The sequence below is a fragment of the Burkholderia sp. JKS000303 genome, from assembly GCF_002563755.1.
Taxonomy (GTDB): domain Bacteria; phylum Pseudomonadota; class Gammaproteobacteria; order Burkholderiales; family Burkholderiaceae; genus Burkholderia; species Burkholderia anthina_B.
This window is the reverse complement of record NZ_PDBZ01000001.1, coordinates 4,280,033-4,295,343: the sequence shown is the minus strand read 5'-3', so window position 1 is coordinate 4,295,343 and position 15,311 is coordinate 4,280,033. Positions and strand designations below refer to the sequence as shown.

Genomic DNA, 15,311 nt, shown 5'->3' with positions numbered 1-15,311 from the left:
CAAGGCGTTAGATCAAAATGAGTAAAGATTTCACATTTGCCATTAAAAGCATTTGTTTCGACGAAGACTATCGTCCGTCGGAAAACACGCGCATCACCACCAACTTCGCTAACCTGGCTAGAGGGACGAGTCGCCAGGAGAATTTGCGCAACACCTTCAGGATGATTGACAATCGTTTCAATGCCCTGGCGCACTGGGACAACCCTAAAGGTGATCGCTATGCCGTCAAGCTTGAAATTATTTCCGTCGAGATGAATGTTGACGGTGAAGGCGCTGGCAATGCCCTTCCTTTGATCGAAATATTGAAAACAAATATTTTTGATCGAAAAACGGGCGGGCACATTGAGGGTATTGCGGGGAACAATTTCTCCTCTTACGTGCGAGATTATGATTTCAGCGTGCTGTTGCTGGAGCATAACAAGAATCAACCGGAATTCGGTATTCCGGACGATTTTGGGTCCCTGCATGGAAAGCTCTTCAAGTGTTTTGTGAATTCAAGCGCTTACAAAGATAATTTCAACAAGCTGCCCGTTATCTGCCTGAGCGTGTCGAGCAGCAAGACCTATCAGCGGACTGCAAATCGACACCCTGTATTGGGTGTTGAATACCTGCAAGACGAATACTCCTTGACTGACGAGTATTTCAAAAAAATGGGGTTGAAGGTTCGCTACTTCATGCCTCCGAATAGTGTTGCGCCTTTGGCTTTTTATTTTTCTGGCGATTTGCTCGGCGATTACACCGACCTTGAGCTTATCGGCACCATCAGCACGATGGATACGTTCCAGAAGATTTACCGGCCTGAGATTTACAATGCGAATTCTGCGGCAGGGGAGTCTTATCAGCCAAGCCTGAAGAACCAGGATTTCTCATTGACTCGAATTGTTTACGATCGAGAGGAACGTAGCCGGCTGGCCATCGAGCAGGGAAAGTTTGTCGAGCAGAATTTCATCAAGCCATACCAGGCTGTTCTTGAGCAGTGGTCCGCGAACTACGCTCTCTGATTAATCAAAAGCACCAGGTCGTCTATTGTGAAAAAATTGTTACCCACTTCAACTGCTGGCAGCCTGCCGAAACCGTCCTGGCTTGCGCAACCCGAGACACTTTGGTCACCCTGGAAATTGCAGGATGAGGGTTTGATTGAGGGTAAGCAGGATGCTTTGCGTTTGTCGTTGCAAGAACAACAACACGCAGGCATTGATATTGTCAGTGATGGCGAACAAACGCGTCAGCACTTTGTTACCACGTTTATCGAGCACCTCAGCGGCGTCGATTTCGAGAATCGCAAGACCGTCAGAATTCGCGATCGCTACGATGCGAGCGTGCCGACGGTCGTTGGTGACGTTGCTCGTCAAAAGCCGGTTTTTGTCGAGGATGCCAAGTTCCTGCGTCAGCAAACCAAGCAACCCATAAAGTGGGCTCTGCCGGGTCCCATGACCATGATTGATACGCTTTATGACGGCCACTATAAAAGCCGCGAAAAGCTGGCTTGGGAATTCGCCAAGATTCTCAATCAGGAAGCCAGGGAGCTCGAGGCCGCGGGCGTGGATATTATCCAGTTTGATGAACCCGCATTCAACGTCTTCTTTGATGAGGTCAATGATTGGGGTGTTGCCACGTTGGAAAAGGCAATCGAAGGGCTCAAGTGCGAAACTGCCGTGCATATTTGCTATGGCTACGGCATCAAGGCCAACACGGATTGGAAAAAGACGCTGGGGTCGGAGTGGCGGCAGTATGAGGAGGCTTTCCCCAAGCTGCAAAAATCCAGCATCGACATAGTCTCGCTGGAATGCCACAATTCTCGCGTTCCAATGGATCTGATTGAGCTCATCCGCGGTAAGAAGGTGATGGTGGGGGCCATCGACGTGGCGACCGATACCGTTGAGACGCCCGAGGAAGTCGCCAGTACCTTGCGAAAAGCACTTCAGTTTGTCGATGCCGACAAGCTCTATCCTTGCACCAACTGTGGCATGGCGCCCCTGTCCCGTGGCGTCGCAAGGGGCAAGCTAAGTGCTTTGAGCGCAGGTGCAGAGCTCGTCCGAAGAGAACTCTCGAATGAGGTCTGAACTGAAGTAGGAAGCCGTGCTCGGGGGATTGAAGTCGGTGTGGATTTGGGAGGGTTTTTAAACACGCCCTGAATCTGTTGAAATGCGCCGCCCTGGTCGCCCGAGTATCCGGATGACGCAAAGAGCTTTGTCGACGCCGATTCAGCCGGCAAGCGCAAGCAGGCCGGTAACGCGTGTTTCTGGTCGAAATGGATCAGGCGGCGCCGTGGAAGGGTGTGCGCCTGGGGCTCATTCCAGGCTACTCCAGACCTTCCTGAACACGTTCGAGCTGCATCCAGTATTTAGTCCTTACCATGTCACTTTCCAGTACCGCTATCGAGCCATTGAGCTTTCGCGAAGCGCTCGGGCACTACGCATCCGGCATCACCGTGATTACATCGCACGTTGATGACGAGCCGATCGGCTTCACTTGCCAGTCGTTCTATAGCGTGTCGATGAGCCCGCCGCTGGTGTCATTCAGTGTCATGTCCAGTTCGGCCAGCTATCCAAAAATTCGCCAGGCGGGTCGATTCGCGGTCAACATCCTGTCGGATGAGCAAGTCAGGATCTCCAACCAATTCGCTCGGCGCGGCACGGACAAGTGGCACGGCGTCGAATGGCAGGAATCGCCGCTGGGTAACCCGGTCATCGCCGGCAGCCTTCACTGGCTTGATTGCGAAATTTACGCCGAACACACCGCAGGCGATCACCTGATCGTGATCGGTGAAGTGAAGGCGTTAAACCTGCAGGAAGCCGCTGCGACGCAGCCGTTGCTGTATTTCAAAGGACAGTATTGCAACATCGCCGCGCACGGCGCGGTTTGAGCGTTTCCCTCCGCAGCCCTTTTTACGCTTCGCCTTCTTGTTGCTGCTTGCGCTGATGTTCCGGCTGCACCGGCATGGGTGCTGGCACTGCCCGTTGGCTTTGCCATCGGTATGCCGGTCAATGGGGCGATGGTCAACTTACACCACGGTATCGAGCTGTCTTGAGTTCATTGAAACAGGCGCTGAACGAAGGGCGCTTCGTCTGCGTGCTGGAGATTGTTCCTCAACAATCCCCTTCGCGCTTGGCCGAGCTTGGGCAAATCGTGCAACGCGGGCACTTGGCCGGCTGGCCGTTACTGCCAGCCTTCGCCGATCGTGTCGGCCTGCACTCGGACTTGAGCCCCCTGGAAGGCGCCGGCGCATTGGGAAATCCGGCCTCATCCCTGCTGCACTTTTCGGGCAAGGATCGCGAGCGTGCAGACTTGCTGCGCCAGATGGCGTCGATGCAGGCCCGTGGTCTGGAGCAAATGCTGGTGCTCAGTGGTGATCGCTTGCCAGGCCACGATCCTGGTCAGGCGCCCGTGCGCTATCTGGAGTCGGTATCCGCGCTGCAGATTGCGCGTGAGCGCTGTCCGGACTGGCTGTTGGGCGCTGCGTTGAACCCGTTCAAATACCGCGAAGAAGAGGGCGGCGCACAGTATCTGAAGGCGCAGAAAAAGCTTCTGGCCGGCGCCGATTTCCTGACCCTGCAACTGGGTTTCGATGCGGCCAAGCATGGTGAAGCGCAGACCTGGATGCGCGCTCAGGGACGTATGAAACCCATGCTGGCCTGTGTGATGAGGTTGACCGACAAGCGTGCGGCCGTTCTGCAGGCCGTGCCGGGCGTCGTCATCACCGAATCCATGCGCGAACTGTTGAGCAGGGAGCAGCAGGTATCGCATGCCCATGCCAGCGCACGAAGCTTCGAGCGCTTGGCGCTGCAGATCGTGGGCCTGCGATTGATGGGCTATGCCGGTGTTCATGTGTCCGGGGTGCATACGCTGGACGAACTGTTGGCGTTGGAGCAGGCGATTGCCGAGCAGCGGGACGGCATGACCTCGCTGACCGATTGGGCCGCACGATGGCATGCAAGCTGGCAGATGCCCGGGGCGCCTGAAGTATGCTTCGCGCCCGAAATCGGTGCCTGGGAAATGGGGCAATCCGATGTCACGGCCACCCGTCGGGAGCGTCTGCGATACACGCTGCTCTCCACGATACATGGCCAGGTCTTCGATCGCGCCGGATGGCTCGGCAGAGCCTTTGGCTGGGGCGTCACGCGGCCGATCTGGAAGATCGGCGTGGCTGCGAGTGCGCTGCATGCTGTCGAACGGACGGTCAAACGGCCGCTGGTCGGCTGTGATACCTGCGGCCGCTGCCGCTTGCAGGACACCCTCTACGTCTGCCCCGAGACATGCCCCAAAGGTTTGGCGAACGGCCCCTGCGGCGGCACCCGGCTCAATCGTTGCGAATTTGACGATCGAGAGTGCGTACACAGTGTCAAATACCGGATTGCCAAATCCGTCAATCAACTACCTGTGCTGGCGCAGACGTTGATTCCCTGTATCGAAGCAGAAAACAGGCACCGCAGCTCCTGGCCTGAATGGTTCGAACCAGAAGAGACGACACCAGGGCGCTGAATCGAACCTCGGAAAACGATACCTGGCCAGGGATCAACGGACATCACCGGGTAGCCCGGACTGGCCATGAAGGCCGCCGGATACGGGTGGCCGCACAGGGACAAATGTGCCACGCTGCCCGAAAACGGGAGATGGACGAAAAAAAGGCCCTTGCGGGCCTTTTTTCCATAGCGGTGCGGGCGAGAACTTACTGCGTCAACGCCGTAAACCCATCCAGCAACCGATCGACATCAGCCGCCGCAATCGCGCCCATCGTCGAGATCCGGAACAACGCCTTCGACAACCCGCCTTGCCCCGCATAGATCACGAAGCCGCGCGCCTTCAACCCGTCATGCAGCGTCTCGTATGTAACGCCTGGCGGCAGCCGATACGCACGCAGCACAACCGACGAAGCACCTTCCGGCAGTACAAGCGGCATCCCGCGCGCTGCAAGCCCGGCTTGCGCCTGATCAGCCAGCGCCTTGTAATGCGCATGCCGTGCACGCCAGCCACCGGCCTCATCAAACTCACGCAGCGCTTCGACAAGCGCGTAATACGCATGCACGGACGGCGTAAACGGCGTATTCCGCTGATCCTGCAGCTTCGCGAGACGACCGAGGTCGAGGTAGTAAGTGCGGCTCGCGGCCTTCGCGAGCGCGCTGCGCCGCACGATCACGAATGCCGCGCCCGGCACGCCGTGCAGGCACTTGTTCGCGGTCGCGGCAACCGCGTCGATCACGCCGCCGGCGAAGTCGATCGCTTCGGCGCCAAAGCTGCTGACGCCATCGACGAGCATTTTCACGCCGCGCGCGCGGCAGACTTCGGCGATCGCGACCAGATCGTTCAGCCGGCCCGTCGTCGTTTCGTGATGAATCACCGCGACGTGCGAATAGCCGCCCGCGTCGAGCCGCGCGGCGATCTGCGCGAGATCGGGCGCCTGCATCCATTCGTGCTTCAGCACGTCGTGCGCGATGCCGTACTGCGTCGCGATCTGCGTGATGCGCTCGCCGTACACGCCGTTCTCGATCACGAGCAGCTTGCCGTCCTGCGGCACGAGCGCCGCGATCATGCTTTCGACCGCGGCCGTGCCCGAGCCCGTCATCAGCACGGCGGCCCATTCGGCCGGATCGAGTTCGTACGCGGCGACGAGGCGCGCACGCGCTTCATCCTGCAGATCGAAGAATTCGCTTTCGCGATGGCACAGGTCGGGTTGCAGCAGGCTGCGGCGCACGCGTTCAGTCAGCGTTACCGGGCCGGGGTTCAGCAGCAGCATCAGTGAGCTCCTTCGGCATGAACTTCAGCCTGCGCGGCGCCGATATGCCGCATCAGACGGGTCTTGACCTCGACCGGAGTGACGGTCGGGCGGGGCAGGCCATCGGGCACGCCGGTGCGGATCGCGAGCCGCACGAAACGCGTGCCGTCGTTCGGGGCCGATGCGTCGAGCGCGGCATCCAGCACGTCGAGCGTGTCGCCTTCGACGGCCGACGCATAGCCGCATGCGGCCGCGACGCCCGCGAACGACACATGCTGCGACACCGTTGCCTGGCCGCCCGTCGATTCGTGCGCGCCGTTGTCGAGCAGCACGTGCGTGAGGTTGGACGGTCCGTAGGTGCCGAGCGTCGCGAACACGCCCATGCGCATCAGTGCGGCGCCGTCGCCGTCGACGGCCACCACGCGCAGGTCGGGGCGCGCGAGCGCGAGACCGAGCGCGAGCGGCGTCACGCAGCCCATCGAGCCGACCATGTACAGCTGGTTCGGGCGATCGTCGATCGCATAGAGTTCGCGACCGCAGAAGCCGGTCGACGCGAGCACGACGGTCGAATCGACCGGCGTATGCGCGATCACGCGTTGCAGCGCGTCGTGGCGGGTCGGCCACGCGGCCGGCGATTCCGCACGGGCTGCGGACTGCGCCGCGACATGCGCGCGCGGCGTGGCTGCCGGGTTCGCCTTCAGCTCATACGGCGCGACGCTGCCTTTCTGCATCACGAGCGCGTACGGGCGACCCGTTTCGTCCATGTGCGCGATCGCGCGGTCGAGCGCCGGGCCGACCTGTTCGGGGTCGGTCGGGAACGTCTCCCACGGGATCTCCATCGTGTCGAGCATCGCCGGCGTGATCGGGCCCATCAGCGCGTGCTGCGGCTCGTCCGATACCCCGGGCTGGCCGCGCCACGTGACGATCAGCAGCTGCGGCAGCCGGAACGTCCATGTCAGCGACGTGAGCGGGCTCACCGCGTTGCCGAGCCCGGAGTTCTGCATCATCGCGATCCCGCGCTTGCCGCCGAGCGTGGCGCCCGCGATCAGCGCGACCGCGTCGCCTTCGTTCGCGGCCGACAGATAGTGCAGCGTCGGGTCTTGCAGCACGTAATTGATGAACGGCGTCAGGTACGAGCAGGGCACGCCCGCGTACCAGTCGAAACCGCGCTCGCGCGCGGCCTCGACGAACTGGGCCGCTTCGATCATTGCGCGCTCCCGTTGCCGAGCGGCGTCTGGCCGTGCGCGAAGTCGCCCGCGCGGCGGAAGTCTTCCAGATCGTTGACGCCGCGCCAGTGGCCGTGCACGTACTGCACCTCGATCTTCTCGCCGGCGGCGATCAGTTCGTTGAGCAGGGACGGGATGTCGAGCGTGTCGAAATCGGGGCGTGCCTGCAGCGTCGCGAGCATCGCCTTCAGGCGGTCGACGCCGGCGCCACGCACGTTCAGCAGGCCGATCCAGCGGCCGTGCGGCGTGCCTGCGGCGACGTCGCTCGACACGCGTTGCAGGTAGGTCTTCTGACCGAACAGGCCGCGGTCGTCCGCAGCCGAGCAGAGCGCGAAGTCGCGCACGCTCTGGTTGGTCGGCTCGGTCAGCGACGAATCGACGACGACGCTGAACTCGGCCTCGCTCTCCGCCAGATCGCGCACGATGTAGCTGCGGAACAGCAGGTCGCCGTACGAGATCACAGTGTCGCCGTTCAGGCGTTCGGCCGCACATGCGAGCGAGGCGAGTTCGCCCGTCTGCGCATGGCGTTCGTTGACCACGAGCTTGATGCCCGATGTGTCGATCGCGTCGGCGCGATAGCCGCCAACCACGGTGATGTCGTTCACGCCGTGCGTCTTGAAGCCGTCGACGAGCCAGCGCAGCAGCGGCTTGCCGGCGACCGGCAGCATGACCTTCGGCTTGTCTTCGGTCACGGCTTCGAGGCCCTTGCCGCGGCTCGCGGCAAGCACGATCGCGGCGTTCGACGCGCGCGACGACGACAGATAGATACGCTCGGCGGCCGAGTACTCATCGGCGTCCTGCAGGCGGAAGATCTCGTTGACCGATGCAACGCGGTCCTCGACGTTGATCAGCGTTTCGCTCTCGTGGATCTCGCGCGCGGTCGCCTGCATCGCGGATGCCGACGCGCGGATCAGGTGGTTCGCCCAGATCACGGTGCTGATGCCGGCCTGGCGGAACACGTCGGTCGGCGTGCTGTAGTACTTGGTCGGCACGATCACGAGCGGCGCCTTGCCGCTCCATTCACGCGCGAACTGCAGGATCTCGTCCGGGCGCGACAGCTTGCTGTGGATCAGGATCGCGTCGGCGCCGGCTTCCGCGTACGCGTTCGCGCGGCGCAGCGCCTCGTCCATCCCCCAGCCCGCGATCAGCGCCTCGACGCGCGCGACGATCGAGAAGTCGGGATCGGTCTGCGAATCCTTGCCGGCCTTGATCTTGCCGCAGAACTCGTCGATTTCCGCGAGCGGCTGGCGCTCGCCGCCGATGAAGCTGTTGGTCTTCGGGAACTGCTTGTCCTCGATACAGACGCCGGCGATGCCGCGCTGCTCGAGCTTTTTCACGAGGCGGCGCACGTTGTTGAAGTTGCCGTAGCCGGTGTCGCCGTCGAGCAGGATCGGCAGGTCGCTCGCGTCGGCCATGAACTCGAGCACGTCGACGACCTGCGTCCAGCTCGCTTCGTTGTTGTCGCGCACGCCGAACTGCGCGGAGATCGCGAGGCCCGAGGCCCAGATGCCCTTGAAGCCGGCTTCGCGGACGATCCGCGCGGACAGGCCGTTGTGCGCTTCCATCAGGAATTCGAGGTCGCTGCTGACGAGCATGCGGCGCAGGCGTGCGCTGCGCGATTCGGTGAAGTTGGGTTCGCGTGCGTTCATCGTGCGGCTCCTGCGGTCGTGCGTTGAATCAGGGGGAGGATCTCTTGCGTCGCGCGTGCGACGTCGTTCGGGAAGTCGATCTCGATCCACGGCGAACCGGTGACATCGGCGATATCGAACGAATGGCCGCCTTCGAGCAGCAGGTCGCGCACGGCTTCCTCGTGCGGCATGTTCGCGCGGCCGCTGTCGACGTAGCCCGCAACGATTTTCGCGAGGCGGCGCGCGGTGCCTTCGGTGAAGCGGAAGAAGCCGACCGACTCGCCGATCGTGTCGTAGTCGAGGTCGACCGCGAGCTGCTTGCGCAGTTCGACCGGCACGCCGTTCTTCACGCACAGCTTCACGGGTTCGTCGCCGGCTTCGAAGTCGCGGTCGATCAGCAGGCGATCGACCGCCTTGTCCGGATCGGCCAGCAGCGCGTGCAGGATGTTCTCGTCGTACAGGACGTCAGCGTCCATCAGCAGCACGTCGCCGCCGCGCGTCATCGCATCGGCGACGGTGTGCACGGTCAGCACGCTGCCGAGGTCGTAGCGTTCGTTGATCACGATCTCGGCGGTGCGGCCGAGGCGCTTCAGCTCCTGCTCGACCTTCTCGGACTGGAAGCCGAGCCCGAGCACGATTTCATCGACGCCCGCGGCGTCGAGCACGCGCAGATGGCGCTCGAGCAGCGACACGTCGTCGAAGCGCAGCAGGCACTTCGGGAACTGCGCTTCGGGCGGTTGTTGCAGGCGCAAGCCGAGGCCTGCCGCAAGAATGATGGCTCGCATGGGTTCTCCAACCAAAAAGCCGGCGGATCTGAACGATCAGTCGGCGAGCGGCTGCGGCGCGCGGCGCCGCTGCCAGTTTCTTTCACTGAAATGCAGATAGAGCAGGCCGGGCAGGCCGAGCGCGAGTTCGCGCGCGCGCTTCGCGAGCGACAGCGCGAGTGCCGCGTCGGGCGGCAGGCCGACCAGCGGGGCGAGCAGCAGGTAACCGCCTTCCTGTGCGCCGAGCGAGCCCGGGATCGCGAATGCCGCACCGCGAATCGCCTGGCCGACGCTCTCGAGCAGCAGCGCGTCGAGCCAGCTGACCGGGTGCCCGAGGAAGTGCAGCGCGAGCCATACTTCGGCGGTGCCGACGATCCAGCCGACGAGGCTCAATGCGAAGGTCTTCGCAACCTTCGCGCGATCGCGGTACAGCGCGCCGACCGCGTCGTCGATCGCGTCCGCGCGGGTCGCGAGCGACGACCAGTCGCGCGGGCCGAGCAGCTTCGATGCGAGGCGCAGCCCGCGGCCGAACAGCCCGCGTCGCTGCGCCGCGTAGAACGCGATGGCCAGTGCACCGAGCACGCCGGTGGCGATCAGCGCGGGCATGCGCAGATGCGCGACCGAATCGTGCGTCGCATAGAGGCTGAACGCGGCGATGCCGATCAGCGCGAACGCCATCTGCGCGAGCGCCTGCATCGTCGTGCTGACGGTGACGACGGCGGCCGCATCGGCCATGCGCGTGCCGCGCTGGGCGAGATGGCGCACCATCAGCACCGGGCCGCCGATCTGCCCGGCAGGCAGCAGGCTGTTCACCGATTCGCCGACCCAGCGCGCGCGCAGCGCGTTGCCGAGCTCGGCGCCCGGCTGGCCGCGGCGGAACATCACGGAAATCGCCATCGCGTCGATCACGAGCGGCACGATGTGGAATAGCGCGACGAGCGCGAGCCCCCAGCCTGCCGCGAGGAACGTCGACGCAACCGCGCCGACGCCCTGCCACGCGAGCAGGGCGACGAACAGTGCCGTTCCGAGCGACAGCAGGATCAGGCCGGCGCGTGTCATGACCCGCTCGTCCGTCGCGATGCCAGTTGCTTGAACACCTGGCGGAAACCGAAATACGCGATCGCGTCCTTCATGTTCGAGATGAAGCGCTTCCACGGCCGCATGCCGGGGTTCGTCACGTATTCGAACGTGAGCGATACGCGCATCTCGTTCTGGCCGAGCGGCGTGATGCGATGGCGCAGCTTGTCGCCGTCGAACAGCACGATGCCGCCGTCGGCGATCTGCACGGAGCCCGGTTCGTCGGGCACGTCCGGGTTGCGCGTATGCAGCTCGTAGTCGAGCCGGCACGACGATTCGTCGATCACGCCGATCAGCAGCGTGTAGCGGCGGCCGTCGTAGTACGACGTGTCGTAGTGCCAGCCGATGTGGTCGCCCGGCTTCGTGTAGTAATACAGCGCGTACGCGTGCGGATCGTTGTCGGGCGACAGCATCAGCTTGTCGCCGGTGACCTTCTCGAGAAAGCCGAGCAGCGCCTTCGAGCGGTACAGCTCCGCGATGTACGGCGCCTGCTCGTCGATCGTATGACGGCTCACGCTGCCGCCCTGCTTGTGGCCGGGCAGGTAATTGCGGTTCAGGCCGGGCTGCAGCGCGCGCGCGGCATCCGCGAGTTTCGCGTAGGCGTCGGGCGGCAGGAACGCGTCCAGATACAGGAACGACCCCTGGCGCGTGTAGTCGCCGCGCAGATGGTCGAGGTCGAGGCGGCCGACGCAGTCGGCCACGGTGCGATCGGGATCGGCCGCCACCGCGCGCGCAGGCGCGGGGCGTGCCGGGCTCAGCACGGAGTCGTCGCGCGTGCTAGGAGTCATTTGGAAGCCTGGATTTCGGTTGGGTTCTGCGCGGTCTGGTTCCGCGAGAGGTTGCCGCGTCGCACGATGCGCCACCAGTCGATCACGACCCAGGCAGCGAACAGCGGGGCGCCGATCGACGCCGCGAGCAGAAACGGCTGGACGCCGTTGGTGAGGGTCACGAGCGGCAGCAGATAGAGCACGTCTTCCGTCTCGAAGCCGCCGGCGAACGCCTGCTTGGTGCCGGCCTTGCCCGCGATCGATTCGATCCGCATGCGCAGGAAGAAGATCAGCGCGACGGCCGCGCCGGCCACTGCGCCGAGCAGCACCGGCGATGCGGCCATCTGGCCGCCCTGGGCGACGATGCCGACGCCCATGCTGACGAACAGCGCGACCGTCACCAGCGCATCGGCCGCGAGGTCGTAAAAGTGACCGATCTTGCTGGTTTTGCCGCTGATGCGCGCGAGTTCACCGTCGGTGTGGTCGACGAAGTTCGACAGCACGATCAGGAACGCGCCTGCGTTGCTCCAGCCGAAACCGCCGTGCGCAAGGCACCAGGCGCCGGCGAGGCCGATCAGCAGACGGACGGTGGTGAGGTGATTCGGTGTAACGGGCGTGTCGACGAGCGGTCGGACGAGCGAGCGCGCCAGCCGCGCATCCCAGGTGCGCGGCAGGGGGGGCTCGGAGCGTGCTGCAGTTTTTCTTTGGTCCATCGGCGAAATATATACGGAATTGTAATTTGGTGCTTTTTATTCGATCAATGTCCTGACATGCGGGAGTGTTACCGCGTATTCCAGACACCGGCCGGTTGCGAACCGGAGGCGGGAAACGGTGCGCGCGCATGCCGGCCATACCCGATCCAGTGTGGTTCGCGCGGCGCGACTGTCAAGGGCGCTCGGTTGATCGTTCCGTATTCCGCTTTGGCTTACTTCACCGATGCACTAAAGAACACTGCCTGAGACCCCTCAGAATCCCGATTGTGGCCCTCCTGTGCCACACCTTGGTCACGCGGTTTTTGTGACTCCTGGTCACGCTGTGTCCTGACCTCCAGCGCTTGTGCCAGGCCTCTGAGAGCCGTCGGGGACACGTGGACGTACTTCTGGGTCGTCAGGATGGATTTGTGCCCCATAAAGCGCTGGATGAGGAACGCATCGGCCCCCGAGTCCGCTAGGCGGGACGCGGTAGTGTGCCGCAGGGTGTGCAGCACGAACTCCTTGTCGTGATCCAGCCCCATCTTCGTGCGCACCCATGCCCACTCACGGTCAGCTACGGACACATCGAGCATTCCGAAGGGCATCCCTGAGCCTGCCCGCTGGGTCATGATGCGGTGGACCCGCTCCGTCATCGGGACCACCTTGGGGTGGCTCGCCTTGTTCTCCCAGCAGGTGATGAAGCGGCCCTGGAGGTCGTAGTCTCGGTCGCAGATGCGCAGCGCTTCGGAGAGCCGCATCCCGGTGTCAATCAACACCGCTACGAGGTCGGCCATGTCCGCGTGGATGGGTCGATGGCCTGCCCGGAACAGGCGGATAGCCTCGGCCTCTTCAGCGGGCGTGATGCGGCGGGTGCGGCCCTGGTTGATTTTCGCGCGGGTGAAGCGGGGCAGCGCCAGGCCTTTGAAGTCCCACATGCAGATGGCCTGCTTGAACAGGATGGACACGAATGAGAGCCGCTGGTTGATGGTGCTGCCAGACAGGCCAGCTTCGCGCATCTTGTTGGAGTAGCGAGTCACCGCAGCGGTGTCGATGTCAGAGAGCCTGGTGTGCTCCCCAAAGTGCTCAGCCACGGCCCTCCAGACACCCTCCAGGGTTCTGGCTGACTTCGCATCGCGCCACTTTGGGTACTCCAGGAGGCAGCGCTTATAGGCTCCCTCCAGGGTTGGGCCATAACCAGAGGCGACCCCACGGGAGCCCTCATCGAGCTCCCCAGCGGCCAGCTTGAGGGCGCGCTTGCGGGCTTCCTTCTCGTCTTCGGTGTGGAGGGACTTCCGGACGCGCTTCTTACTCGCCTCGTCATAGAAGTCCACTGTCCAAACCTTACCGCGCTTCTTCAGATTCATAAGCGTTCTCCAGGTGGGTAAACGAAACAGACCACCCGAAGGTGGTCCGAAGGGGCACTACTGGGCCTTACCGGGGCGCTGCCTCACGAACCTGCCTAGCTGCTCGTCAATCTCTCTCAGCAACGCCTCCCCCTCGGGCGTCAGGTTGACGATTTTGCGGCTGTAGTTCGTAGGGTCTTCCTCGGTACTGACCAGGCCTAACCCGCTGATGCCCAGAGCGGGCTTGCCACGTCCCAGCATGGATACTGATCTGGACATGACAGCCTGGCCCAGGTTGGTGACCTCCTGAAGCTCCTTAAGGGAGCGCCCAGGGTTTGCAGCAACAGCAGCAAACACCACTACCAAGTTGGGCGGAACGTCCTGTTTATCCAGCTTGGCGGCAGCGAGCTGGCGAAAGATTTGCAGGACTTCAGATGCAACGTGTAGCGCGGTGATGCTCATGGTGGATTCACCTCTTGTCTTATTGAATGCTGCGGCTGGTTACCAGCAGCCAGCGACGCAGGATAAGCAACTCATAGCCCCCGGTTTCCTCCCGTCGAAATTCGACAAGCGAGAGCTTACGTCCATTCCGCTCTATGTAATCGTGGCCGATGTGGACGTCAAAACCAGCAAAAGACAGCAGCATACAACAGTTCCCCTTGTGGAAGGTATTGTTTGGAGGATCAAAGTCAGCAAACTGTTAAACTTTGTAACGGGAGGAACAGCGACATTACTGTATGCATGCACAGTCTTTCAAATTGTTTCACCCTATGATATGACCCTCGTACATAGGATTGACAGTTTTCTCGGATTGTGATGCTTTAGTGGAATTAATCAGATGATTAAAAACCATCGTAAGTCTCCCGCCCCAGCTCGCTGGGCCATCCTTGGGCCATCCCAAAGGTGACCTAGAGAGCGCCCTAGCAACCTCCCGTGAGAGACCGCTAGGGCACCTGCTGCTTACTGCTGGGCTACTGACGCTTGACTGTCACGCGGCCGGTGTCCGTTTTCACGGTCAGTTCCGGCATCTCTGGGCCTAAACGAGACTCCCTAAGGAGCTCCCGCTCAGGCTCTGGGAAGTGCAACAGACAGGCGCACATCTGGGCTACTGCGAACGCGTCACGCTTCACGCGGAAGGTCACGCGGCACGCATAGCCCCGCGCGGCCTGGGCTTCGATTACGTAGGGCATTGCTATGCCTCCTAGAACCGATTTAAAGGCCCGTAGCGCTGCTCAATCAGATTCCCTAGTGGAACACTACGGGTAAACTGAGAGAAGCCCGTGTGCGGCTTCTATATGGGTACTAGGGGTTTCGTCCGGGCCTGGAGGCGGTAGCCTACAGCTTCCGCGCGCTAACCTTCACTGCCGCCACGCCGCAGAGTTCCGTTATGTAGGCAGGGGCGACGATTACGGTTTGTTCCATGCACATTCTCCAGGGGGTGTTTATTGGTCAGTGCTGCGTTGGGATGAACTTTAAGCATTCCACTAGAGGAAGTCAACATGTTTAGAAACGAAATTCTCAAGAGGAACGATAGGGGCGCTACAGGAGGCCGGATGGTGAGCCTATAGGGCAGCCAGGGCAGGGAACCAGGAGAGCTACTGGAGACGAACTGAGAGCGGCTAGAGGTGTTCTAGAGGTGTTCTAGAGGTGTTCTAGAGGGTGACGGAGGGTGGACTTAGGGCGAAAAAATAGGTGTGCTCACACACATGCACAAACTGAATGAAATCCGGCGTTGCATTCGAAAATCGAATAGGAGCAAAAAAATCCCCCAGAGCGTGAGCCCTGAGGGATGTCGTGTGGTGCTGCTGGGTGAGTCTAGCGTGGCATACGGATAACTAATTTGGTGCTTTTTATTCGATCAATGTCCTGACATGCGGGAGTGTTACCGCGTATTCCAGACACCGGCCGGTTGCGAACCGGAGGCGGGAAACGGTGCGCGCGCATGCCGGCCATACCCGATCCAGTGTGGTTCGCGCGGCGCGACTGTCAAGGGCGCTCGGGCCTGTCGCACGGGCTCGACGGCGTTTCCATGCGGGTGCTGCGGGTGGCTGCGCGCGTGCGCGGTTTGATATCGGTCAGGCCCGAAAAAACGGCGGTGGGC

Annotated in this window: 14 protein-coding genes; 5 read left to right on the top strand and 9 right to left on the bottom strand. The window is 62.1% G+C overall.

All coding sequences use genetic code 11. From position 1 onward, the window contains the following. Positions 1-17 precede the first annotated feature (17 nt). The 4 genes from BX604_RS20120 to BX604_RS20105 all read left to right on the top strand — a co-directional run bounded on the left by BX604_RS20120 (position 18) and on the right by BX604_RS20105 (position 4,482). Positions 18-1,001, top strand: coding sequence for a DUF1852 domain-containing protein (locus BX604_RS20120; RefSeq protein WP_098552347.1), 984 nt, complete (start codon positions 18-20; stop codon positions 999-1,001). 27 nt (positions 1,002-1,028) lie between these two features. Continuing rightward, the gene (locus tag BX604_RS20115; RefSeq protein WP_179894829.1) at positions 1,029-2,063 is read left to right on the top strand and encodes a methionine synthase; all 1,035 of its coding nucleotides are present in this window, start codon (positions 1,029-1,031) and stop codon (positions 2,061-2,063) included. Between the two features lie 293 nt (positions 2,064-2,356). Beyond that, positions 2,357-2,866, top strand: coding sequence for a flavin reductase family protein (locus BX604_RS20110; RefSeq protein ID WP_098552345.1), 510 nt, complete (start codon positions 2,357-2,359; stop codon positions 2,864-2,866). Positions 2,867-3,027: 161 nt separating this feature from the next. Further along, positions 3,028-4,482 (top strand): methylenetetrahydrofolate reductase C-terminal domain-containing protein, encoded by a 1,455-nt coding sequence (locus tag BX604_RS20105; protein WP_098552344.1) that lies wholly within the window; start codon positions 3,028-3,030, stop codon positions 4,480-4,482. A gap of 187 nt (positions 4,483-4,669) precedes the next feature. Here the strand turns inward: BX604_RS20105 and BX604_RS20100 are convergent, their stop codons facing one another. The 9 genes from BX604_RS20100 to BX604_RS20060 all read right to left on the bottom strand — a co-directional run bounded on the left by BX604_RS20100 (position 4,670) and on the right by BX604_RS20060 (position 13,672). After that, complete coding sequence (locus tag BX604_RS20100) at positions 4,670-5,734, bottom strand: 2-aminoethylphosphonate aminotransferase (protein ID WP_098552343.1); 1,065 nt, start codon at positions 5,732-5,734, stop codon at positions 4,670-4,672. Then, entirely contained in the window at positions 5,734-6,921 is a 1,188-nt protein-coding gene (gene aepY / locus BX604_RS20095; protein ID WP_098552342.1) for a phosphonopyruvate decarboxylase, read from the bottom strand. Before aepY ends, BX604_RS20100 begins: the two co-directional genes overlap by 1 nt. Further along, a complete protein-coding gene (aepX, locus tag BX604_RS20090; RefSeq protein ID WP_098552341.1) occupies positions 6,918-8,588 on the bottom strand; it encodes a phosphoenolpyruvate mutase in 1,671 nt (556 codons plus the stop codon). The genes aepY and aepX overlap by 4 nt, the downstream gene beginning before the upstream one ends. After that, positions 8,585-9,352: a phosphocholine cytidylyltransferase family protein gene (locus tag BX604_RS20085; RefSeq protein WP_098552340.1), complete on the bottom strand. Its 768-nt coding sequence runs from the start codon at positions 9,350-9,352 to the stop codon at positions 8,585-8,587. Before BX604_RS20085 ends, aepX begins: the two co-directional genes overlap by 4 nt. A gap of 36 nt (positions 9,353-9,388) precedes the next feature. Further along, positions 9,389-10,390: an HpnL family protein gene (locus tag BX604_RS20080; RefSeq protein ID WP_098552339.1), complete on the bottom strand. Its 1,002-nt coding sequence runs from the start codon at positions 10,388-10,390 to the stop codon at positions 9,389-9,391. Beyond that, positions 10,387-11,196 (bottom strand): HalD/BesD family halogenase, encoded by an 810-nt coding sequence (locus BX604_RS20075; protein WP_098552338.1) that lies wholly within the window; start codon positions 11,194-11,196, stop codon positions 10,387-10,389. The genes BX604_RS20080 and BX604_RS20075 overlap by 4 nt, the downstream gene beginning before the upstream one ends. Continuing rightward, a complete protein-coding gene (locus BX604_RS20070; RefSeq protein ID WP_098552337.1) occupies positions 11,193-11,888 on the bottom strand; it encodes a CDP-alcohol phosphatidyltransferase family protein in 696 nt (231 codons plus the stop codon). Before BX604_RS20070 ends, BX604_RS20075 begins: the two co-directional genes overlap by 4 nt. 212 nt (positions 11,889-12,100) lie before the next feature. Further along, a complete protein-coding gene (locus BX604_RS20065; protein WP_098552336.1) occupies positions 12,101-13,231 on the bottom strand; it encodes a site-specific integrase in 1,131 nt (376 codons plus the stop codon). A 57-nt stretch (positions 13,232-13,288) separates the two neighbouring features. Continuing rightward, on the bottom strand, positions 13,289-13,672 hold the full coding sequence (locus BX604_RS20060; RefSeq protein WP_098552335.1) for a MarR family winged helix-turn-helix transcriptional regulator: 384 nt from the start codon (positions 13,670-13,672) through the stop codon (positions 13,289-13,291). Between BX604_RS20060 and BX604_RS38465 the strand changes: the two genes are divergently transcribed. Next, entirely contained in the window at positions 13,671-14,027 is a 357-nt protein-coding gene (locus BX604_RS38465) for a hypothetical protein (protein ID WP_143748064.1), read from the top strand. The two genes, BX604_RS20060 and BX604_RS38465, sit on opposite strands and share 2 nt — an antisense overlap. Positions 14,028-15,311 lie beyond the last annotated feature (1,284 nt).

Bases quoted from the DNA above. Each gene is read 5' to 3' on its own strand.
- BX604_RS20070 (WP_098552337.1), bottom strand. From the start codon at position 11,888: ATGGACCAAAGAAAAACTGCAGCACGCTCCGAGCCCCCCCTGCCGCGC.
- BX604_RS20110 (WP_098552345.1), top strand. From the start codon at position 2,357: ATGTCACTTTCCAGTACCGCTATCGAGCCATTGAGCTTTCGCGAAGCG.
- BX604_RS20060 (WP_098552335.1), bottom strand. From the start codon at position 13,672: ATGAGCATCACCGCGCTACACGTTGCATCTGAAGTCCTGCAAATCTTT.
- BX604_RS20100 (WP_098552343.1), bottom strand. From the start codon at position 5,734: ATGCTGCTGCTGAACCCCGGCCCGGTAACGCTGACTGAACGCGTGCGC.
- BX604_RS20065 (WP_098552336.1), bottom strand. From the start codon at position 13,231: ATGAATCTGAAGAAGCGCGGTAAGGTTTGGACAGTGGACTTCTATGAC.
- BX604_RS38465 (WP_143748064.1), top strand. From the start codon at position 13,671: ATGGTGGATTCACCTCTTGTCTTATTGAATGCTGCGGCTGGTTACCAG.
- aepY (WP_098552342.1), bottom strand. From the start codon at position 6,921: ATGATCGAAGCGGCCCAGTTCGTCGAGGCCGCGCGCGAGCGCGGTTTC.
- BX604_RS20085 (WP_098552340.1), bottom strand. From the start codon at position 9,352: ATGCGAGCCATCATTCTTGCGGCAGGCCTCGGCTTGCGCCTGCAACAA.
- BX604_RS20080 (WP_098552339.1), bottom strand. From the start codon at position 10,390: ATGACACGCGCCGGCCTGATCCTGCTGTCGCTCGGAACGGCACTGTTC.
- BX604_RS20075 (WP_098552338.1), bottom strand. From the start codon at position 11,196: ATGACTCCTAGCACGCGCGACGACTCCGTGCTGAGCCCGGCACGCCCC.
- aepX (WP_098552341.1), bottom strand. From the start codon at position 8,588: ATGAACGCACGCGAACCCAACTTCACCGAATCGCGCAGCGCACGCCTG.
- BX604_RS20120 (WP_098552347.1), top strand. From the start codon at position 18: ATGAGTAAAGATTTCACATTTGCCATTAAAAGCATTTGTTTCGACGAA.